Source organism: Paraburkholderia unamae (assembly GCF_003096875.1).
Lineage (GTDB): Bacteria > Pseudomonadota > Gammaproteobacteria > Burkholderiales > Burkholderiaceae > Paraburkholderia > Paraburkholderia unamae.
Map to the genome: position 1 here is coordinate 278492 of NZ_QEOB01000005.1, position 21305 is coordinate 299796.

23 protein-coding genes are annotated in these 21305 nt (G+C 64.2%); 21 read left to right on the forward strand and 2 right to left on the reverse strand.

The window, feature by feature from the left end; all coding sequences use genetic code 11:
- Positions 1-3: 3 nt before the first annotated feature.
- The 21 genes from C7402_RS13015 (at position 4) to C7402_RS13110 (ending at position 19020) form a co-directional block, all read left to right on the forward strand.
- Positions 4-810 carry an alpha/beta fold hydrolase gene (locus C7402_RS13015; protein ID WP_116611062.1) on the forward strand — a complete coding sequence of 269 codons (807 nt, stop codon included), beginning with the start codon at positions 4-6 and terminating at the stop codon, positions 808-810.
- A 690-nt stretch (positions 811-1500) separates the two neighbouring features.
- Complete coding sequence (locus C7402_RS13020) at positions 1501-1803, forward strand: Flp family type IVb pilin (RefSeq protein WP_112173114.1); 303 nt, start codon at positions 1501-1503, stop codon at positions 1801-1803.
- Between the two features lie 33 nt (positions 1804-1836).
- A complete protein-coding gene (locus tag C7402_RS13025) occupies positions 1837-3333 on the forward strand; it encodes a TadE/TadG family type IV pilus assembly protein (protein WP_116610967.1) in 1497 nt (498 codons plus the stop codon).
- Positions 3330-4148, forward strand: a complete 819-nt coding sequence (locus C7402_RS13030; RefSeq protein WP_116610968.1) for a hypothetical protein — start codon at positions 3330-3332, stop codon at positions 4146-4148. Before C7402_RS13025 ends, C7402_RS13030 begins: the two co-directional genes overlap by 4 nt.
- Before the next feature lie 5 nt (positions 4149-4153).
- The gene (locus tag C7402_RS13035; protein ID WP_133254481.1) at positions 4154-4846 is read left to right on the forward strand and encodes a hypothetical protein; all 693 of its coding nucleotides are present in this window, start codon (positions 4154-4156) and stop codon (positions 4844-4846) included.
- Complete coding sequence (locus C7402_RS13040; RefSeq protein WP_112173118.1) at positions 4830-5042, forward strand: hypothetical protein; 213 nt, start codon at positions 4830-4832, stop codon at positions 5040-5042. Before C7402_RS13035 ends, C7402_RS13040 begins: the two co-directional genes overlap by 17 nt.
- Positions 5043-5066: 24 nt before the next feature.
- A complete protein-coding gene (gene cpaB / locus C7402_RS13045) occupies positions 5067-6083 on the forward strand; it encodes a Flp pilus assembly protein CpaB (protein WP_116611063.1) in 1017 nt (338 codons plus the stop codon).
- 67 nt (positions 6084-6150) lie between these two features.
- Entirely contained in the window at positions 6151-7827 is a 1677-nt protein-coding gene (locus tag C7402_RS13050) for a type II and III secretion system protein family protein (RefSeq protein ID WP_116610970.1), read from the forward strand.
- A gap of 18 nt (positions 7828-7845) precedes the next feature.
- Entirely contained in the window at positions 7846-9789 is a 1944-nt protein-coding gene (locus tag C7402_RS13055; protein WP_116610971.1) for a TadA family conjugal transfer-associated ATPase, read from the forward strand.
- A 13-nt stretch (positions 9790-9802) separates the two neighbouring features.
- The gene (locus tag C7402_RS13060) at positions 9803-10651 is read left to right on the forward strand and encodes a type II secretion system F family protein (protein WP_116610972.1); all 849 of its coding nucleotides are present in this window, start codon (positions 9803-9805) and stop codon (positions 10649-10651) included.
- A complete protein-coding gene (locus C7402_RS13065; RefSeq protein ID WP_116610973.1) occupies positions 10651-11538 on the forward strand; it encodes a type II secretion system F family protein in 888 nt (295 codons plus the stop codon). The genes C7402_RS13060 and C7402_RS13065 overlap by 1 nt, the downstream gene beginning before the upstream one ends.
- Positions 11535-11888: a DUF192 domain-containing protein gene (locus C7402_RS13070; RefSeq protein ID WP_112173123.1), complete on the forward strand. Its 354-nt coding sequence runs from the start codon at positions 11535-11537 to the stop codon at positions 11886-11888. The genes C7402_RS13065 and C7402_RS13070 overlap by 4 nt, the downstream gene beginning before the upstream one ends.
- Positions 11889-11890: 2 nt before the next feature.
- Positions 11891-12628 (forward strand): TadE/TadG family type IV pilus assembly protein, encoded by a 738-nt coding sequence (locus tag C7402_RS13075; RefSeq protein ID WP_116611064.1) that lies wholly within the window; start codon positions 11891-11893, stop codon positions 12626-12628.
- A gap of 3 nt (positions 12629-12631) precedes the next feature.
- Positions 12632-13222, forward strand: coding sequence for a hypothetical protein (locus tag C7402_RS46920; RefSeq protein WP_165841878.1), 591 nt, complete (start codon positions 12632-12634; stop codon positions 13220-13222).
- 1 nt (position 13223) lies between these two features.
- The gene (locus tag C7402_RS13080) at positions 13224-14627 is read left to right on the forward strand and encodes an OmpA family protein (protein WP_165841879.1); all 1404 of its coding nucleotides are present in this window, start codon (positions 13224-13226) and stop codon (positions 14625-14627) included.
- Positions 14624-15358 carry a lytic transglycosylase domain-containing protein gene (locus C7402_RS47990; RefSeq protein ID WP_165841880.1) on the forward strand — a complete coding sequence of 245 codons (735 nt, stop codon included), beginning with the start codon at positions 14624-14626 and terminating at the stop codon, positions 15356-15358. Before C7402_RS13080 ends, C7402_RS47990 begins: the two co-directional genes overlap by 4 nt.
- A gap of 61 nt (positions 15359-15419) precedes the next feature.
- On the forward strand, positions 15420-16241 hold the full coding sequence (locus C7402_RS13090) for a hypothetical protein (RefSeq protein ID WP_133254482.1): 822 nt from the start codon (positions 15420-15422) through the stop codon (positions 16239-16241).
- Positions 16242-16289: 48 nt separating this feature from the next.
- Positions 16290-16673: a hypothetical protein gene (locus tag C7402_RS13095; protein ID WP_133254483.1), complete on the forward strand. Its 384-nt coding sequence runs from the start codon at positions 16290-16292 to the stop codon at positions 16671-16673.
- A gap of 103 nt (positions 16674-16776) precedes the next feature.
- Entirely contained in the window at positions 16777-17007 is a 231-nt protein-coding gene (locus C7402_RS13100; RefSeq protein ID WP_112173127.1) for a hypothetical protein, read from the forward strand.
- Between the two features lie 94 nt (positions 17008-17101).
- Positions 17102-17542, forward strand: a complete 441-nt coding sequence (locus C7402_RS13105) for a hypothetical protein (protein ID WP_116610977.1) — start codon at positions 17102-17104, stop codon at positions 17540-17542.
- Between the two features lie 125 nt (positions 17543-17667).
- The gene (locus C7402_RS13110; RefSeq protein ID WP_112173129.1) at positions 17668-19020 is read left to right on the forward strand and encodes an MFS transporter; all 1353 of its coding nucleotides are present in this window, start codon (positions 17668-17670) and stop codon (positions 19018-19020) included.
- A gap of 26 nt (positions 19021-19046) precedes the next feature.
- Here the strand turns inward: C7402_RS13110 and C7402_RS13115 are convergent, their stop codons facing one another.
- Together C7402_RS13115 and C7402_RS13120 are read right to left on the reverse strand one after the other, a co-directional pair.
- Positions 19047-20225 (reverse strand): GNAT family N-acetyltransferase, encoded by a 1179-nt coding sequence (locus tag C7402_RS13115; protein WP_133254484.1) that lies wholly within the window; start codon positions 20223-20225, stop codon positions 19047-19049.
- Positions 20226-20260: 35 nt separating this feature from the next.
- Positions 20261-21100, reverse strand: coding sequence for a class I SAM-dependent methyltransferase (locus tag C7402_RS13120; protein WP_133254485.1), 840 nt, complete (start codon positions 21098-21100; stop codon positions 20261-20263).
- Positions 21101-21305 lie beyond the last annotated feature (205 nt).

Here is a 21305-nt window from a genome sequence, read left to right on the forward strand (position 1 = left end):
GACATGACACAACCGGAATTTAGCGGGTCGACGTTTGCATTCGCCGTCGCGGGCACGGCGCTCGAGATTTCGGCCATTCATCGTGAAGGCGATAAAGCGCCCATTGTGTTTCTCCACGGCTTCGGTTCAACGAAAGAGGACTATGCCGATATCGTTCGGCATGCTGAATTCGATGGCCATCCGTTCGTCGCCTATGACGCGCCGGGCTGTGGTGAAACGCGCTGTGCGAATCTCGCGAAGATCGATATCGCGTTTCTGGTGGAAACGGCGCTCGCCGTGCTTGAACGCGTGCGGTTCGAACGCTTTCATCTGGTGGGGCATTCCATGGGCGGGTTGACGGCGTTGATGCTGGCGCACCGGTGTCGCGAGCGGGTTCTCAGCTTCGTCGATATCGAAGGCAATATCGCACCCGAGGATTGTTTTCTCAGCAGACAGATCGCTGATTATCCGCGGGAGAATGCGGAGCGCTTCTTCAGCGACTTCATCGAACGCACGCGGCACGCGCCCGCCTACGCGAGCGCGCTTTATGCGGCGAGTTTGCGTCACAAGGTGAGGGCCGAAGCGGTGGGGCCGATTTTCCGCTCGATGGTCGCGCTTTCCGATCACGGCGATCTGATGGATAAATTCCTCGGCTTGCCGTTTCCGCGCATGTTCATGTACGGCGAGCAAAACGCATCGCTTTCGTACCTCGACGCGATTGGCGAGCAGGGCGTCGTTCTGGCCGAGATCGCGAACTGCGGACATTTCCCGATGTATTCGAATCCCGTGGCGATGTGGCAGTCGATTGCCGCGCTCCAGCGCGGCATTTGACGATTGTGAGCACAGCGAGCGCCGCGTTCGACGGCGCTCGCACTTGCGCGGCAACCACTGCCGCGCCGCGCTTTTCCTTGTCGATCAAGGAAGCGACAGGACTCAGCATCACCGCGCAATAGCGGCACACCAAAAAATAGTGCGTGATGCGCTTGCGAGTCGAACTGTCACGAATTTCAAAGCGCGCATTGCACATTCAAGGTCGCGTTAAACGGCAGTGAAATAAAAAAAATAATTCCGCTTTAAATAATTTCCCGTTCCGCCAAACCTTTCAATTACCTTGATATTGATGGCGTATTTAACATTCATCCCGTAATGCAAAAATTCGTCTGATCATTAACATTTGTTACAAATTATTCCGTTGACCGGGGCCAATCGCTCTCGTTATTCTTACGACGATTTCGATCGTTGCACTCCATGCAAGAAATAGTTGCATGATCTGCGCGCCGGAGCCAGGTAGAGCGGTAATAATTCCCGCTCTGAACGCGGCCCCGCTATCACGTAGTCCTGTTTGTCTCGCGACCCGGTAATTTCAATGCCTTGATTATGGGCAGGGGAAAATATTGCCTTTTTAAATTGCACTACTAAGCGAATTAGATGAAGGGCTCTATTTAAAGCATAAAGCAATGACTCAGGGTGACGGCGGTTTTAACGAAAAAGTCATCTGTCAACCAACGGTAGGAGCACATCATGATTAAAACCAGTCGCGCAGTTAAGCCCGCAGGTCAACTTCCTGGCCGCCGCAGCCGCCAACGCGGTCAGGGCATGACCGAGTACATCATCATCGTCGCGCTGATCGCGGTCGCCGCCATTGGGGTGTACGCAGCGTTCGGCCAGACCATCCGCAACCAGACGGCTGGCCTCGCACTCGAAATGGCCGGCGATTCGAATTCGGCAAACGCCATCAAGAACGCCGACACGTCGGCGGGCAATGCGAGCTCGAAGGCGAATCAGAACAAGACGTTGAGCACGTATAACAACGGCAACCACTAAGCCGTCACTAATCCGTTAGAGTGCGGCACAGCGATGAAACTCCATTCCGAACGGCATTGCGGTCGACGCAGGCAGCGTGGGCAGGCGCTGCCGTTCGCCCTGGTTTTCCTCGTGGTCGGCGCGGCCGCGTTGTATCTGGCGTTCAACGCAGCCCAACTGGCTCACGCGAAAACCAAGGAGCAGGATACGGCGGATTCGGCGGCGTACAGCGTTGGCGTACTACAGGCGCGCGACCTCAATTTCGCGGCCTATACGAATCGCGCGATGATCGCCAACCAGGTGGCGGTCGCGCAAATGGTCAGCATCAAGTCGTACGTCGACGAACTCGCTGGCACCTATTCGAACTCGCACTGGTTCGATGAATTCATCGAGTCCTCGGCCGTGCTTTCCGAGCCGTGGATCATGCCGAAAGAAACGGGCTCCACGGTGCTCAACGTCGCGAAGAGCGCGCTCGACACCGGCACGCGCCTCGCGTCCGTCGCGCTCGACGGGCTGGACAAGATCCTGAGCCTCGAGCAGGCGGCTTATCACGATCTGATCATCCTGCAAATTCCGGTGGTGGCGGAGGAAGTCGCGCAGGCGAATGAGCCGAACTCGCACGTCACCAAGACGTATTTCGCCACGCGCGGCGCGCCCGCGTTGCTCTCGACGCTGAACTTCTCGCAGTCCAACACGCCCGCCGGTACGACCGGCAAGGACCGCTTCGCCGACGTCGTGACCGACAAGACGACGCTCGATCAGTTCGTGCAACAGCGCGGCGCGAACATTCGCGATCCGTTCGTGGCCAGCATCATCGAATGGTGCCCCGGCGCCAGCTTTATCGCGGCGGACAACAATCACCTGGGCGGCACGCAGCTTCGGCAGGACAAGCGCGGCTGGGAGAGTCTCGACGCGACCGACGTGAACGGCGGCTGGCTCTGCTACTTCGAGATCGGCGCGGTAGGCGGCCCGATCATCGACGCCGCGGGGTCGGGCGGCGCGGCAACCGGGCCCGGTAGTTCGTATTCCGGCAAGCGCGGATATGGCGGCTTCAATAACTTCGGCGGCTCGCTCACCAGCGCGCTCACGGGCATCGCCGCGCGCGAGCAGTATTACAAGGGACCGGGCAGCTCGCTCTCGTCGAGCGAAGCAGGGCTGCAACCTTACCGCGAGCTGGCGTCGCTCAAGACGCCCACGGACGGCGCGGACTTCAACCGCGCACCGGCCATCACGGTGGAAGTGCAGCGCGCGTCGTCCACGGTGTCCACCACGGACCAGCTTCGCATTGCGAGTGGCCGCTTGCAGGTTGCGGACGGCACCGCGAACAACCAGATGCGTGCCGTTTCCAGCGCGAGCGCGTACTTCATTCGCCCCGCCGACGCCTCAGGCAGCGCGGCAGGCGCGTTGATGAATCTCGCGCACTGGCGGCGCAGCGACAACAAATGGGAATACCCGAGCTTGTTCAACCCTTACTGGCAATCGTCGCTCGTGGACACCAATCTCGCGGCAATCGAAGCGGCGGACGTCGCGCAATCGGCGGGGGCGCCATGAGAGCGCATCGCAACATGTACGCCTCGCGTTCGCGCAGCCGCAGCGCTGCGCGTGGTCAGGCGATGGTCGAAGTGCTCGTGGTGGCGGGCAGTGCGCTCATCATCGCGTTTCTCGCGCTGCATATGCTCGGCCATCTGAGCGACGCGCGCGACCGCACGCTGTCGGCGTCGCGCTACGCCGCGTGGGAGCGCACCGTCTATTTCGACGACGCGAGCTGGGCGCCCACGTATGGCAACGCGATTACCAAGAGCGACGCGCAGATCCGCAGCGAGATCGCGCAGCGCGTGCTTGGCCACGACACGAGCCTCACGTCGAACGACGGCTCGGCCAACGCGCTCGCGTCGGCGCCCGAGCCGTTGTGGCGCGACGTGGCGGGCAAGGACATGCTGCAACGCTACAACGACTTGCAGGTGAGTTCATCTAGCGGGAGCACGGGCACGGCCGCCGACAAGGCGCTCAACGCGCTCGGGTTCGTGAGCGGTATCGGCGCGGGCTTCGATCTGCCGGTCAACAACCAGCAGCGCGCAAACGTTTCACTGCATCTGGGCTACAACAGCCCGACGCTCTCAAAGCTTTGGCCCTCGTGGCAAGGTGTGACGTTCGCGGATCACAACGCAGTGCTAACCAATACGTGGACGCCGGACGGCAGCGACAAGGCGAAGGCGATGATCGCCAACGCCGTGCCAACGGCGAAGGGCTCCGTGCTCGCTTACGGGCTCGACGTGCTCGCGCCGCTCGGCATCGACATCACCCATCTGGATCTCGGGCGCATCGAACCGGACGTGGTGCCGAAAGACCGCCTGGGGAGCCGGTGATGCACATGGTCAAAGCGATCTTCGCGTGCGTGCTGGCCGGCGCGGCGGCACACGCCAGGGCGGATGACACGTGCGGCGAGATGCCGGTGGCCGGACAGAAGGTCGAATGGATCGGCCACGACATGGTGGTCAACGGCACGCCCACGCAGGCGGCGCTCATCACCTTCAACCTCACGTCGAACCAGGTGGCCGGCGCCTTCACGCAATACTGGCAGCGGCGCGGCGTGGCCACGCACCGCATGCAGGACAAGTCGATGCTGCTGGTGAGCGCGCTATCGGCGCAATGCAGTTACACACTGCAATTGCCGCTGGGCCAGTCCGCGCCGGTACGCGGCCTCTATAGCGCGATGCGCCTGGGCGAGGCGGCGGCGCTGCCGCGGATGCTGCGGCCCGCGAACTACCCGTTGCCCTCGGGGCAGATCCTGCTGGACATGACGAGCAGCGACGGCGGAAAGCTCGCGCGCACCGTGCAGATGTCCTTGCCTGAACCGTCGCTCGCGCAGGCGAGCGCGGATTACGCGCAGTTGCTCAAGCGCGCCGGCTGGCATGCCATCGCGGGCGGCGCGGCGGTGGGCAGTGCGGGCAGTGCGCCGTTTGGGTATGCGCTCGCCATGCAAAAGGACGCTTATCGCCTTGACGCCGCGTTCACGCAGGCGCGAGGCTCGACTTCGGTGGTGATCAATGTCTCTTACGAATAAGGCGGGCAAAGGCCGTGGGGTTCGACGCCGCGCGCCGCGCGCCCGCGAGGCCGGTCAGGCGTATGTCGAATACGTGTTGATCGTACTGCTTATCGTCGTCGCGCTGATCGGCGGCGACCACTCGGTCATGGCGCAATTGCTCGCGGCATTCAAGTCGTTCTATTCCGCGTACTCGTACGCGTTGTCCATGCCCTGAACCAGTCAAACGTGGCTCATCATGATGTTGAAAAGAATTAAAACTCGCACGCTCATCAATAACCCGTGGGTTCTGCTCGGCGTAGCCGTGGTAGCGGCCGGCTTGCTCACGTGGTGGATGTTCCGCTACATGTCGGGACGTGAGGCCGCCATGCGCGAATCGCTCATGGAATCCATGCAGACGCAGAACCAGGTCGCCGTGGTCGTGCCGGTCGCGGATCTCAAACCCGGCGCGCCGCTCACGTCCGAAAACTTCGCGGCGCGCGAAGTGCCCGCCGATTTCGTCTACGACGACACCGTGCGTGCGAAAGACTTCGACTCGATGTCGGGCCTCACGCTCGTGCGCCCCGTGAAGCGCGGCACGCCCGTACGCCGGGCCGATGTTTCGGCGTACAACGTGCGCGATTTCAGCGACATGCTCAAGCCCGGCATGCGCGCGCTGACGATCGATATCGACGCCACGAATTCGGCGGACAACATGCTTCAGCCGGGCAACCGCATCGACCTGTTTCTCGTTGCGCCGTCCACGAGCCATTCGGGCTCGGGCGATCCGGGCCAGTCGGCGCACCTCCTGCTCTCGGATCTCACGGTCATCGCCACGGGCCGCGACACGCGCCCGCGCGACTATGGCGAAGCGATGTCGCGCCAGGACGATGGCCAGCAGCGCTCGGGCTACGACAGCGTGACGCTCCAGGTGAACCCCGAGCAGGCCGCCCGGATCGCGCTCGCGCAAAAGGTGGGCACGCTGCGCGCGGTATTGCGCAATCGCGCGGACAAGGCGGCGACGCCGCCGGTCGCCGTCCAGCAGGCCGCGCTCTTTGGCGACGACGACAACGGCGGCATTCAGTACATCGTGGGCGGCAAGGGCGACAGCAACGTCTCGACGCGGCCCGCGCTCGACGCAAAGACGCTGCCTGGCGAACCGGCGGCGGCCCGCAATGTCGCCGACGTCCAGCAGCGCATGGCGGCGCTCACCGACGCCCAGCAGCGCGCGATGCAACAGATTCAGGACGCCGTGAGCGGAACCGGCCGCGCGAAGTGATCCGCGCGCCGGCCGGGCGCGCGGTCCTCCATTCCAATCAAAAGAAGTCAGAAGAAGTGAAACAGCCATGACGATCGAACGAAAACGCGGAACGAGGCATATCGCCCGGGGAATGCGCCTCTTTTGCGCCATGAGCCTCGTCGTGCCGTCCATTCACGGGCATGCCGAGGGGGAAGCCGTGGCGTCCGGGCCGGTGTTCGCTTCGGCCGCCGTGGCAAGCCCCGCGTCGGCCGTGCCCGCCTCTGCGGTGTCGGCGCCGCAAGCCGCGCAAAGCGATGTTGCGCCCGAAGCTGCCAGGCCGCCCGCGCCCGCGTTGCCCCCGGCTACCATGCGCCGTGTGAAGTATCGGCCCGCAGCCGCCGCGCCGGACGCGGACGACGCGGTGGTGGAGTACGCGCAGGGCACGCCGTCCACGCTCTATCTGTACAAGGGCGAGGTCAAGGTGATTCCGGTGCCTGGCCGCGTCAAGCGCGTGGCCGTGGGCAACGGCGACGTGGTGAACGCCTCGGTGGTCGATCATCAATTGCTGTTGCTCGCGCAACAATCAGGCGATACATCGCTCGTGGTCTGGAACGAATCGGGCATAGCGCTGCGCACCAAGATCTCCGTGTCCGAGCAGGATCGCGCCACTACGCTGTCGCGCTTGCAGCATTCGCTCGGCTTCGTCGAGGACCTGCGCATCGACGCCGACGGCAATCGTTTCGTGGTGCGCGGCAAGGTGCACCCGGAGCAAAAGGATCTCGTGAAGGCCGCGCTTGCGGGCTTGCCCGATGTCGTGAACCTGATCGAGCCCGACGACGGCGCGTCGCTCAAGAAGACGGTTCACTTCAAGATGGACATTCTGGAAATTTCGAAAACGGCCGAGCGTAATCTCGGCATTGCGTGGGACCAGCAGATCAACGGCCCGCAGGCGTCGGTCGCGGGCAATGCGATCCGCACGGGCCGCTACAAGCCGTTTCCCGACACCGGCACGGCCGTGTTCGACAACGCGCCGAGCATGGCGGGGGGCGCGGCGAGCGGAGCTTTCCTCGGTATCGCGACGTCGATCTTCTCGAAGATCAATCTGCTCGTTGACGACGGCGACGCGTACATTCTCGCTTCGCCGGAATTGAACTCGCGCAGCGGCGGCAAGGCCACGTTCCTCTCGGGCGGCGAAGTGCCGATTCCTGTTTCGGCGGGCTTCGGCGCGCAGGACGTGATCTACAAGGAGTATGGCATCCGTCTGGAGATCGCGCCCACGGTGGACGCGCACAACATTATTTCCACGGACCTGCTCACGGAAATCAGCCAGATCGATCCCACCGTGCAGGTGCAGGGTTATCCGGCGTTCATCACGCGGCGCACCACGTCGCAGCTTTCGGTGAGGCCGGGCGAAACGCTGGCGCTGGCCGGGCTCATCAACGCTGACGCGTCGACGGCCATCGACAAGATGCCGTTGCTGGGCGACCTGCCCGTGCTCGGGCACCTGTTCAAGTCCACCGACTTCCGCAACAACAAGAGCGATCTCATCGTGCTCGTGACGCCGTATATCGTCGACGCGGACAGCGAGAAGATGACCGAACTCACGACGAACGGCTCCGATATTCAGGCCGATTACCGCAGCGAATACGGCAACCCGAGCCCGCTGCCGGACGCCAACGCGCGGCGCGAGCAGGCTTTGCGCGAGGAAGAGGAGAAGCGCGCGCGCCGCAGCGCGGTCTTGCCCGCTCCGGACGAGACCAATCGGGCGATGTACGGACATTGACGCGAAAGGCGGTGAGCGATGGAAGACGATCAGCAATTGCAGGTATCGATCACGGGCCGTGACGGCCGGGCGCAGACGCATGCCTTGACGAAGCGCGCGACGCTCGGGAAAGACCCGGCCTGTGACATCGTGCTCAAGGGACTGTTGATCGGCCGGGTGCAGGCCATCATCGAACCGCGTAACGGGCATTGGTATATCGAGGACAAGGGCGGCCTTGCCTCGACGCTCGTGAACGGCGCGCCGATCACGTCGTATGGTCCGCTCACTGGCGCGGACTCGATCGAGATCGCCTCGTTTCGCATTGCCGTCGCGCGTGGCGAGCAAGGCGCGTCGCAGGCGCTGCATCTGGTGGAGGCCGGTGCCGCGCGCGAAGGCGTGAGCGATGCCAGGGCCGCGGGCGAGTCGATGAATACGGCGGCCGTGCCCGCGGTTCAGGCACAAAACGTTGCGCGCGAAACCATCGAGGCCAATTCCGCCACGTCCGTCGAATCGGCGCAATTGCTGCGCACGGGCACGGATGGGCTCGCCATGGCCGGTGCGATGCCCAAGGGCGTCGTGGCGATGCCGCGCGAGCGCCCGGCGCCGCCGCCCGTCATGCGTGCGCCGCAGCCTGCCGTGAGCACGACGGCTTCGCCTGTGTCCGGCGCGATGCGCGCCGCGCCCGAGGACGCACAGGAACTTCAGTGGCTCAACACCCCCGAAGGGATCGAGTTGCGCAAGAGCGGTCACGCGCGGCTGATCGCGGCAATCGACCTGCGGCGCCTGAATGTCGCGCGCATGAGCGAAGAGGAGCTTTCCACGACTGTGGGCGGTCTGTTGCGCACGGTGCTTTCGTCGGATCCGACCTTCGCGCGGCCCGGTATTCCCACGGAGGCGCTTTTTAAAAGCATCTTCGATGAAGTGATCGGCCTCGGCCCGCTCGAATCGTTGCTCGCCGACGAGTCGATCACGGAAATCATGGTCAACCGCTACAACGAAATCTTCATCGAACGCGGTGGCCAGCTCACGCGCTCCTCCACGATCTTCACCGACGATCAGGCGGTGCTCGGCGCGATCGAGCGCATCGTCGCGCCGCTTGGCCGGCGCATCGACGAAAGCTCGCCGATGGTCGACGCGCGCCTGAGGGACGGCTCGCGGGTCAACGCAGTGATCCCGCCGCTCGCGCTCAAGGGGCCGAACATCACGATCCGGAAGTTTTCGAAGCGCAAGCTGCAAGGCGAGGACCTTGTGCGCTTCGGCTCGCTTTCGCCGCACATGATCGAGTTTTTGCGCGTCGCGGTGGAGCGGCGTGCCAATATCGTCATTTCGGGCGGCACGGGCTCGGGCAAGACGACACTGCTCAACGTGCTGTCGAATTTCATTCCGGATAACGAACGAATCGTGACCGTGGAAGACGCGGCCGAACTCCAGCTTTCGCAAAGCAACCTCGTTTCGCTGGAGGCGCGGCCCGCCAACATGGAAGGCAAGGGCGCGGTGCACATTCGCGATCTCGTGAAAAACACGTTGCGCATGCGCCCCGACCGCATCGTGGTGGGTGAATGCCGGGGCGGCGAAGCGCTCGACATGTTGCAGGCCATGAACACCGGCCACGACGGCTCGCTCACGACGGCGCACGCCAACTCGCCGCGCGACTGCCTTTCGCGTCTTGAAGTGATGACGTTGATGGCCGGTCTGGACTTGCCCGTCCATGCGATTCGCGAGCAGGTGGTGTCGGCCGTCGATCTGATCGTGCAGCAAACGCGCTTTTCGTGTGGCACGCGCCGCGTGACGCACGTGACCGAGGTGAGCGGCATCGAGTCGGGCACGGTGCAGATGCAGGACGTGTTCGTGTTCCGCCAGAGCGGCTACAACAGCGAAGGCAAGGTGCAGGGCACGTTCCATTCCACGGGGTATATCCCCGACTTCTACCAGGATCTGATCCGTCGCGGCATCCAGGTCGATACCTCCATCTTCCAGGAGTGAACGGAGTCTGCCGATGAGTACTGCATGGATGTTGGGCACGGTGTTCGTGCTGCTGACCGTGGTGATGTGGTGTGTCGTCTCGCAGGGCAAGACGTGGTTCGTGCGCCGCACGGCCCGCGTGGGCGACGAGGTGGGCTCGAACCTCGCCGACCTGTTCATCTTCATCAACACGCAGCAGGTGGCGGCGATGAGCGCACTCGCGGTGGTCGCGATTCCGCTCGCGGTTTATGTGGTGTCGCAAAGCATCGTCATGACGGTGATCGCCGTGCCGGCCAGCCTGCTCGCGCCGCGCTTCGTCGTGCGGCGCATTCAGACCCGCCGCTTGCAGCAGATCGACCGCCAGTTGCCCGATGCGCTGCTGATGGTGGCGAGCGCGTTGCGGGCCGGCGCGAGCTTTCCCGTGGCGCTCGAAAGCGCGGCGCAGGAATCGCGACCGCCGATTTCTCAGGAACTCGCGCTGCTGATTCGCGAGATCCGCCTGGGCGTGGATATGGCCGATGCGCTCACGCACATGGAAAAGCGCATTCCGATGCAGGACTTTCTGATGGCGACGGCGGCCATTTCGATTTCGCGCGAAGTGGGCGGCAATCTCGCGGAAACGCTGGAGACGGTGGCGCGCACGCTGCGCGACAAGCAGCAGATGGAAGGCAAGATCCGCTCGCTCACGGCGCAGGGCAAGGCGCAGGGCTGGGTGATGACGCTCCTGCCCGTCTTTCTGATGCTGGTGCTCAGCCATATGGAGCCGACCGCCATGGAGCCGCTTTTCAACAAGCCGATTGGCTGGGCCACGCTGGCGGTGATCGCGGTGATGGAGTTCCTTGGCTACAAGGCCATTCAGAAGATAACCAACATCGACGTGTAATGACGCTATCCATCGTACTGGCCTTCGGCCTCTTTCTCGGCCTGATCGTATTTCTCGGTCTCATCGCGCGTTCGCTCGCCATGCTCGGCAAGCGGGTGCCCGGTGAGGACCGCGAGTTTCTCGATCCGCTTTCCACGCCGCTGCGCGTGCTGTGGCCGCTCGTGCGCTTTCTCGACTTTCATTTCGGGCGTCTGTATCCGCCGGGCATCGTCAAACGCGTCGAACTGCAACTGCAATTGACCGGCCGAAGCTATCTGCTTTCGGCGCGCCAGTTCATTTCGCTCTCGCTCGTGGCAGCGGCCATTGCGCTGATCATGGCGTTGCTGGTCGCGCGCTGGCTGGGCAGCAGCAGCCTGATGTTTCCGCTCGCGGCGGCCTTGCTGGGCTCGCTCTTGCCGCGCTTGTGGCTGCGCGATATTCGCGCGCGCACGGTCAAGCAGGTGGAAAAACAGTTGCCCGTGTATCTCGACTTTCTCACGCTCAGCATGGAGGCGGGGCTGAATCTGAATGGCTCGCTCACGCAGGCCGTGAGCAAGGGCCCGGGCGGGCCGCTCAAGCGCGAGTTCGAACATGTGTTGCGCGACCTGAAGTCGGGCCTGCCGCGCGCCGATGCGTTGCGCCGCATGGACGACCGCTTGCAGATTCGCGAGGTGACCAACTTCGTGAGCTCGGTGGTGCAGTCCGAACGCATGGGCGGCAGCATTGCGACCACGCTGCGTTTCCAGTCCGAGCAGCGCCGCACGGAGCGTTTCCAGCGCGCGGAGAAGCAGGCCATGGAAGCGCCGGTGAAGCTCATCTTTCCGCTCGTGGTGTTTATTTTTCCGGTCACGTTCATCGTGCTCGGTTTTCCGATTGTGATGAAGTTCATGCAGGAGGGGCTGTTGTGAAGACCGCGCGCATTGCCGCGGCGGGCAAGCCGCTCGCACTCGACCTCGACGTGACCACGGGCATGTTCGACCGCCTGAAGGGATGGATGGGCCGGCGCTCGATCGCGGAGCGCGACGCGCTGCTGATCGAGCCGTGCAATTCGGTGCATACCTGGTTCATGCACGCGCCGATCGACGTGGTCTTCATGGACCGCGCGCGCCGCATCGTGAGCGTGCGCGACAACGTGGGGCCGCGGCGACTGTGCGCGCACTGGCGCGCGGCGGCGGTGCTGGAACTCCAGGCAGGCCGCCGCCTGGCGCTCGGTCTCACGCCCGGCATGCAGCTCGAAATCGAAGCCGGGGGCGCGTGATGATGCGGGCGCAACGTTCTCCATTCGCCGGCCGCTCGCGCGCGGGCGCACCGCGCAAGCAGCGCGGACAATCGGCCACGGAGTTCATCATCGTGATGCCGGTGCTTTTGCTGCTTTGCCTCGGCATGATCCAGTTCGCGCTGCTGTATCAGGCCAAGAGCACGGTGAACTATGCAACGCTCCAGGCGGCGCGCGCGGGGGCGGTGGAAAACGGCCGCAAAGCCGCGATGCTCAATGGGTTCGGCCGTGGTATCGCGCCGCTTTTCGCGCATGCCAACGGTCTCGCCACGCAGCAGATGGCGGTGGTCACGGCGACGGTCGAAGCGCGCAATCCTGGCATTACGTCGCTTACGGTCATCAACCCGACAACTGCGGCGCTCTCGGATTTTGGCCGCTCCAACTATTACGCGGGCACGAGCGTGACCGAGATTCCCAACGACACGCTGATGTACCGGAACACGCAACCGGGCGCGAGTTCGGGTCTGTCGATCCAGGACGCGAACCTGCTGAAAATCAGCGTGACGTATTGCTACGATCTCTACGTGCCGTTTATCAATCGTGTGATCTTCTATCTGGTGAACGGCATCAGCAATATTTATTCGACCGGCAATAGCGGCGGCCTGGGGCTGCCTGGCAATATGAATCGCTGCTATGCCTATTCGTCGGCGTCGGGCGGCTTTCGTATTCCTATCGAGTCCGAAGCGATCGTGCGGATGCAGTCGCCGTTTCGCGGAGGCTGAGCGATGGACAAGCGCAGTCGAGCCATCACGCAAGCCTTGTTGCTGGCCTTGCTTGCCGTGGGCGGCCACGCGGGCGCACAGAGCGGCGACGCACCGCTGACGGGGCTCACCGTGCGGCATGAGGACGGCGTGGAGATCATCTCGTCGCGTTCGCTTGCGCCTGCGAAGCCCGCAAGCACGCCCGTGTCGGCCTCGGGCGGCGTGGTGAACGCCACCGTGAGTGCCGATACGCCGGGCGTCGCCGGAAGCGCACAATCGCGCCTTGCACGCAGGCATGCTCCGATGAATGCGACCCTGTCGTCCGGCGACCCCGGTGCGCTCGCGGACGACGTGCGCGGCGACCACCGGCTGCGAGCGAACCTGCTCAACGCCGACGGCACCGCCAACGAGCAGGCGGACAATGGCGCGCATCGTCTGGTCAACGGACAGCGCGAGCAGGCGCAGGCCGATCTCAAGGACGCGCTCGCCGACTTCGACGCCGCCAAACGCAATGGCGCGAGCCGCGCGAAGCTCAATGCGCTACAGGCGCGCATTCGCACCAATCTGGACGAAATCCACATCCTTACCCATGCGCAGCAATCAGGAGTACAGTGAATTGACCCAACCGTCAGGCAGGATTCTTCGACATCGACGACCCATCGCACTCACGCTGCTGGCGGCCGGCGTGCTGCTCGTTGCGGGGTGCCATCGCAAGCATGAAGCGACGGCAAGCGAGACGGCGGCCTCCGCACCTGTCGACGCAGCGGCCTCGGCGCCTCCCGCGCCTCCCGCGCCTTCCATTACGGCCGCGCCTGCCAGCGCCGCCTCTGCAACCGGCGTCGAGCCTGTCGATGTCGCGAGTCTGAGCGAGGGCGCATTCGCAGTGGGCAAGAGCGGCTCGGACTGGTTCCGTCTCGTTGACGGCGTGCCCGATTCGCCCGGCATTCAGGTCAACGGCAACCAGTACGAACTGGTGCTCGCGCTGCCAGGCGAGGCGCGGATCGACTCGTTCGCGTTCGTGAGCAGTCCGCAGCGGCAAGTGACGCCGCATCATGTGAAGGTCGAAACGGCGTCGAGCGCGAATGGCCCGTGGAATACGGCGTATGACGCCGATTTTCCCGGCGCGGACAGCGTGGGCCCCGGCGTCGTGCTGCGCGGACCGTTGCAGCAGCCCGTGCAGGCGAGCTTCCTGCGGTTGACCTTGTCGTCGTCGGCGGACCAGGCGCCGTATGGCATCGGCCTTAGCCGCTTTTCCGCCTATGGCACGGCGGGTGCGGCGGCGTCGGTCCGGCAAGTGGCGGGCCTCTATCACTTCCCGCTCAACTTCGGCTCCAGCGGCTACGTGTTGCTGGAGCAGCATGGCGCGGGGGTGGAAGGCTGCTACTTCGAATCGCAGGGCAGCGATCCGGTGCGCGTGGCGCAGGTGCTCGGCACGATCGTAGGCGGCATCGACGCGGGCGGTTATCTCAGGCTCACGCGCAACGAGCAGCAGTCGAATACGAGCACGCCCGGCATCATGGTGTTCAGCCCGGACGGCAAGCAGGTGTTCTCGGCACTCTTCAAGGCGGACGCGCATACGTTTTCGGGCGTGGAGGAAAGCGCGGGCGAGCGCATTGGCGCAAGCAAACTCACCTGCGATGCGTCGGGCAAGGCGGGCGACGCGACGGCCTCGCAACTCGAACAGACGGGGCACGTGCAGCTTTACGGCGTGAACTTCGACCTCGACAAGAGCACGCTGCGCGCCGATGCGAAGCCCGTGCTCGATCGCATGGCCGCGCTGCTCAAGCAGCACGCCGACTGGAAGATCGAAGTGGCGGGGCACACCGATTCGAGCGGCGGCGACGCGCACAACATGACGCTGTCGCAAGCGCGGGCCGAATCGGTCGCCCAGTACCTCAAGAGCGCCGGTGTGACGGGCACGCTCACGGCGAAGGGCTATGGTTCGACGCAGCCGCTCGTGCCGAATACGACCGACGTGCTGCGCGCGCAGAACCGTCGCGTCGAACTCGTGAAGCCATGATGCGCGGGCACGCCGCCGTCGCAGGGCTTGGGTTCGCCTTCGGGCTGGCGTGCCTGGGCGCACCCGCTCATGCGGGCGGCGTGATCTATATCGTCGGCGGGCAGGCAAGTGCCGTGCGCGCTTCCATAAAGAGCGCGCCTGCGCCCACGCCTGTGGAGGAGCTTGCGAAGGCGCGCGGCGTCGTGCTGAGCGGCACACGGCTCGCAACGACGCCAACGCGCGTTGCACGCTTCGCGGCACCCGCGCGCGCGGCTTCGTGCGCGGACTGCAACTACGCGACGGTGGAGCCGGTGATCCGCGCGGTATCGCAGGCGACGAACGTCGATCCGGCGCTGGTCGCTGCCGTGATCGACGTCGAATCGGGCTTCGACCATCGTGCGCTTTCGCCTGCGGGCGCGCGCGGTTTGATGCAATTGATGCCGGCCACCGCACTGCGCTTCGGTGTTTCGGATGCAAACGACCCGGTGCAGAACGTGGCGGCAGGCGCACTCTATTTGAGCCAGTTGCTGCAACAGTTTTCGGGCAACCTGCGCTACGCATTGGCGGCCTACAACGCGGGCGAAGGGAATGTGAGCCGCTATGGCGGCATTCCGCCATTCGCGCAAACGCAGGCCTACGTGCCGCGCGTGCTTTCGCGCTATGCGGCGTTCCGGGCGCGCTTCGGCACATCGAACGAGGCGTCCGCAACGGTGTCGCCGCCGTTACATATGATGCTCACTGAGTATCGCTAGGCTTGACGCTCGCGCGCGAGGTCTCCAGGATTCGGCTTTTGACATGGCAAGCGGAGAATCGATGATGCATGACACTTACCGCCCCAATGCGGGATCGGACCGTCGCGGCACTCGCGCTGCGCTGCGCTTCGCGCTGACGCTGGGCCTTGCGGCTGCCTGTGCGACGGCGGGTTCGCAAGCCTGGGCGGCGGCGGCCTGCGATGCGCCGTGGATGCACCAGGGCGGCGGCTTCACCGCCACGCTCGCGCCGGGTCAACGCACGGTGACCTACACGGTCACGCAGTTTTCGAAACGCGACGGTAACAACTGTAACGGCCAGATCCACGCGGCGATGAAAATGTCGATGGGCGGACAACCGATGCAAAGCGAATCGGATGTCCACTTCACGATCGTCGACGGCAAGGCGGCGGCGCAGCCCGAGCAGACGAGCAACGGCTCGATGCACGGCAGCAGCGGTGCGGCCAGCCTCAACGGCATGATGTCGGCGCAGACGAGCGGCATCCTGAGCTACGTGGGCGAGATCACGAGCGAAGGGCAGCGCATTGCCGGCACGCGCACGCAAGGGTCGATGTCGGGCACGGCGGCCAACATGGGCCAGTCGGTGGGCACCATGAACGTGCCGAAGTTCGTCACGACCACGAGCGACAAGGCGGTCGGCAAGCAGGAGCAACTCCAGACCGGGGCGGGTACATTTGCGTGCTGGCCCGTCACCTATGACCGCAGCATGCAGGCCGACAACGCGCAGCTCATGGGTCATACCGCGAACCTCGCGATGAAGTCACATGTGGTCGATCATTTTTGCCCGGCCACCGGTCTCGTGATGCGCCAGGACACCGTCACCAACGGGCATGCAGTCACGCTCACCGTGAGCGCATTGCATTGATTCGGATTGCTTTCCATTGTTTTTCAAAGCGCATTTGAGGACCTGTCAATGAAAATTCGTTCTTATTCGTTCGTTCGCTTTTCCCTGATGGCATGCGCCGCCGCATTGACGCTCGGCGCGGGCGTCGCGCACGCGCAGAGCCAGGACCAGATGCAAAAGCTCGCGAAGTCGGGCGCGCAATTCGCCGCGAATAATGCGCGCGTCGCCTCCGAGGTTTGCGGCGTCGATGCATCCACCGTGTCGAACTACAAGAGCAATGCGGGCAAGAAGTTCTCCCAGGACCGGGACTTCGCGAAGGACTGGGACGCGGGTTGGCAAAATGCGGCGCAAACCGTCAATGGCATGCGCCAGATGAAGCAAAACAATCCCAAGGAATTCGACCAGCAAAAAGCCGCGATTTGCGGCGACTTGCAGCAGCAGATGAAGTCGTAATGGGACAGACGGGCCGGGAGCTTTTACCGGCTCGCCTGCGTCGACGGAACGATTTGCGTGAGAAATGCCTAAAGTTCGCGCAAAGGCTGCCGAAATAACAGCCATGGCGCGCGAACATCCCGAATATCCGCAAAATCATCCCATCTGGCTGGAGGCGCGTGCGCTCGAAGCCAGCATTCGGGCGATCCGTCGTGCGCAGGGCAAAAAGAATCCCGAAGACTTCCCGGCGGGCAGCCCGGAGTGCGCCGCCGCCATGGATGCATTCGTGCGCGACGTTTGCCGCGTGCTCGAAATCGATATCGACGCGCTGGACCACGACGCGGACGAGGCGTAAGCGCCTCCACCGGCCCTCCGGCATTGGCGCTTCGCATGCGGGAACGCGGCTTGCGCGCCGCTCGCCAGTCGATGACGAGTTTCCGAGGTGGCGCATGAAAACGACGCTCACGCTCGCGTTGTGGTCGTGTTTCAGCGCGGCATGGCTCACGCTCCAGCCCGCTCGCGCCGCCGAACCCGTTCCCAACGCCGCTCCCGCTACCGATGCCGCGCCGCCATGCGGCAAGCTCGTCGGTTCGAACGCCGCTGGCGCCGACGCGGGCTTCGCGGTTCGCAACGGCGAGCCCGTCGATTTCGTATCCGGCGGGCAAAGAACGCATGGCACGCTGCTCGTTTTCATCGACGGGCCGGTTTTTCGCGCTTACTGGCAACCTCAAGGCAGCGAAGAGAAGTACGCGCTCGCCAACGTAGGCACAGGCGCTGACACGAACAGCGTGCGCCTCGTTTCCACGCCGCCGCAAGGCAGACCCGCGAACAACGCGTCGCCGGGCGTCATGACGCAAGCGGTGCCGGTGCTTTCCTGTCCGAAGCTTTAGCGCTCGCCACTCGCCGCAGACGAATCCCACCATGTGAACCGATCTTTTGTATCGCGCCGCGACCGACTAGTCTTTAACGACATCAAACTAACCGGCCGTTCGCGACGGCCCCGAAGGAGACATGCATGGAGCTCGAAACTCGCACCATGGGGCGCGTGACGGCAAGGCTCGTCCCGTTCCTGATCGTCTGCTATTTCGTGGCTTACCTCGATCGGGTCAACGTCGGCTTTGCTGCGCTGCAAATGAACAAGGCGCTCGATCTTTCCGCGAGCGCGTTCGGCTTTGGCGCGGGCATTTTCTTCATCGCCTATTTCTTTTTCGAAGTGCCTTCCAATCTGCTGCTGGAGCGCTTCGGCGCGCGGCGCTGGATCGCGCGCATCATGTTCACGTGGGGCATCATTGCGGGCGCGATGGCGTTCATTCCGCACATTGCCGCCATGACCGGCATGTCGAACGCGCATGTGTTCTACGCGCTGCGCATTCTGCTCGGCATTGCCGAGGCCGGTTTCTTTCCCGGCATCATCTTCTTGCTCACGCTCTGGTTTCCCGCCAAATACCGCGCGCGCGTGGTGGGCTATTTCATGGCGGCGATTCCCTTGTCCACCGTGATCGGCGGCCCGGTTTCCGGTTCGCTGCTTTCGCTCGACGGCAGAGGCGGCCTGGCCGGCTGGCAGTGGGTCTACCTGATCGAGGCCGCGCCCGCGCTCGTGCTCTCGCTGGCGGTGCTGTTCTATTTGACCGACAAGCCCGCGGACGCAACGTGGCTTGCCGACGACGAGCGCCGCTGGCTCGTGGATCGTCAGGCGCAGGAGCGCAGGCATCGGGAGAAGGTGCGTACGTTCAGCGTGCTGGAGGCGATCATCAATCCGCGCGTGCTGGCCGTGGCGCTGATCTATTTCGGTGCGAACGCAACCAATTATGGCCTGAGCTTCTTTCTGCCGCAGATCGTCAAGGCATTCGGGCTCACCAATCTGCAAACCGGCTTTGTGACGGCGCTGCCTTATGCGGTCGGCGTCGTTTCGATGGTGTTCTGGGCGCGCCATTCCGACCGGCGGCTCGAACGCAAGCGCCATGTCGCGTTCGCGCTGGTTGTCGCGGCGGCCGGCATTGCGGCGGCCGCCGGGCTCGACAATCCGGTGCTCAAGATGCTCGCGCTCTCCATTGCGGGCTTTGGGATCTTCGGTTGCCTGCCGGTGATCTGGACGCTGCCCGCCGCGTTTCTCTCGGGCGCGGCGGCGGCAGGCGGCATCGCCGCCGTGAACTCGCTCGGCAATCTCGCGGGCTTTTTCGGCCCTTATGCGATGGGCTGGATCAAGGACAGCACGGGCGGCTTCGGTGCGGGCCTGCTATGTCTTGCGGGAGCCGGTTTGATCGGCGCGGCCGCGGCACTGCTCCTTCACCACAACCCGGCGCTCGAATCGCTTGACGAATCCGCGCATGGCGACACGCACGAGGCGGGCGGGGTGGTGCGGCCGTGAGCGGCCCGAGCTGCTGAAACCCGCTTTCAAGCCGATTTCAGGCGCGCGGCGGCGACGGCCGCCGCCTTGCGATAAACGCGCTTCACCTGGGCCCACGACAGCGGCAATTCAATTGAGCGCCCGCGCGCGTTGAGCACGATGATGCGCGATTCATGCCGTGTTTCGCGATCGGCCCAGCGCGCCTTGTAGTCGCCATGCAGCGGCCGGAAATCGAAGTCGCGGCCATGCGCGTGCGCCCATTGCGCGATGTATTCGACCAGCAGGTTGCCCACCGAGAACACGCCAAACGCTTCGTCGTAGGTCGTGATCAGATATTCGACGGCGCGCGCGCCCACGAGATTGACCGAGGCCGCCACGGGCCGCCCGTCGACCTCGATGCGGGCCACGAGGGGCGTGCTGTGCAAATCGACTCGCCGCGCGAGGTCGATGAAGAAGTCGCGCACGCGCTCATCCATCAAGTAGCGCGAGTCGATTCCGCGCTTGAGCGCCCACTGCCGTTTGTTCGCGAATAGCCACGTCAGCACGCGTTCGGTGTCTTCCGCGCTTTCGCACCAGCCAATACGCACGTCGCCCTCGCGGCGCAAGCGTCTGCCGCTTGCGCGCAGCGCGGAGCGCAACGTAGAAGGCCGCGTGGCGAGGTAATCGTTCCATGACGCATACGCGCGCAGTCCGATCGCATAGCCGGGCATCACGCGCCAGCGCGCGGGCAGCGACGTTTGCACCCAGGACTGCGGCGCCGCGTCGAGCGCACGCTGGAGTGAGCCACCGTTTTCGAGCATGGGAATATGGAGCACGTCGGCGTGAATGCGTCGGATCGCCTCGCGCGCCGCATCGTAAAGCTCGGTGCGCCGCGTGTCTGCGATGAGCGGGCCGCCATATTCTTCGCCGCATCCGCAGCCGAGCGTTTGCGCGCTGCGCAATACACCCTTGCGCACGATCGCGACTGGCCAGAGCGCCACCAGTTCGTGCGCGTCGTGCACGGTCGCGACTTCGATGGTCGCGCCGCTTGCCAGCGCTTCGGCTGCCGCGGCCTCGCAGTAAGCGAAATCGATGAACGGCGAATGCGCCTCGGCGGCGGCGCACAGTGCTCGCCATGACGGCTCGAATGCACGAAACGCATCGATGCGCTTGCAGGCGTGCACTGCGTAGCGGAAATCAGCAAGCGGGGACGACGACTCGTACATCGCGAGCACGGAAGTCGGCACAGGCGTCTCCTGAATGAATTCGCCCAACGTGTGGGTCAGGCTTCGAGCGAAGCGCTGAGCCCGTCTTTTGCCGCAATGCGGCGGTTGCGGTCGGCGTACGAATCGGGGCGCGCGCCGCGCACGCTTTGCCAGATGACGACGCTCTCCGCATCTTCCGGGCCGAAGCCGATTTCATTGTGATCGTAGGCCAGTACGCCGGCAAACCAGCGTTTCAACTGTGGCGAGCGGTCGAGTGCCTCGCCGCATACGGGGTTGTCGTAGACAATGAAGAGATGATCGATCGCGCCGCTCGCGAGACCCGCTTCGAGTTTTGCCAGCAACGCCGCCATCAGTTCCACGCCGAACGGATTGAACATGAACACAACCACGTTGCCCGAGGGCACCTGGAGATCGGCGACATTGGCGTGCAGCGCGCGAATGGGCGGGCGTTGCGGAAAACGCCGCGCCATCACCACGGCGTTGGCGTTCGCGGTTCTCACGAGGTCCGCGCTGATGTCGTAGCCCAGCACCAGTGCGAAGGGATATTCGGAGGCGACGATCATCGGGCGGCCTTTTCCGCAGCCGATGTCGATGAAGGTATAACCGGCGACGTCGCCGAGCGTGTCGAGCGCGCGGCGGATGATGGTCGGCTGCGACCCCATGTACGGCCTCAACTGGTCGACGAGGCGCGCGTCGCGCTGTAACGTCGACGAGTCGACCAGGCCGCTCGTGTCCGTGCCGTATTGCAGGTCGATGGGGTGGCGCCGCAGGCAACCCGAGTACACCGCGCGCAGCAGCGGCACGCGGATGCAGATACGACGCACGGGCGGCTTGAACATGGCGCGCTGCACGCTGTCGGGCAGTCGCGCCACGGCGTTTAGCAATGGTTGCTTCAATGCACGTCCGAGCGCCATTCTCGGCCCGCGGTGCGTCGTCGTTCGCATGGAATGGTGCGCCATGAACGTTCCCGGGGAAGGGCTGGTTATTCGACTATGTTCGCGCGGCAAGGCGCGGCGACGCCGCCAATCCTCGGTTGAATTAGGACAAAAACACGACAAAACCGGGGCAAATCCAGACGAAATGCAGGTATCGCGGTGAAGC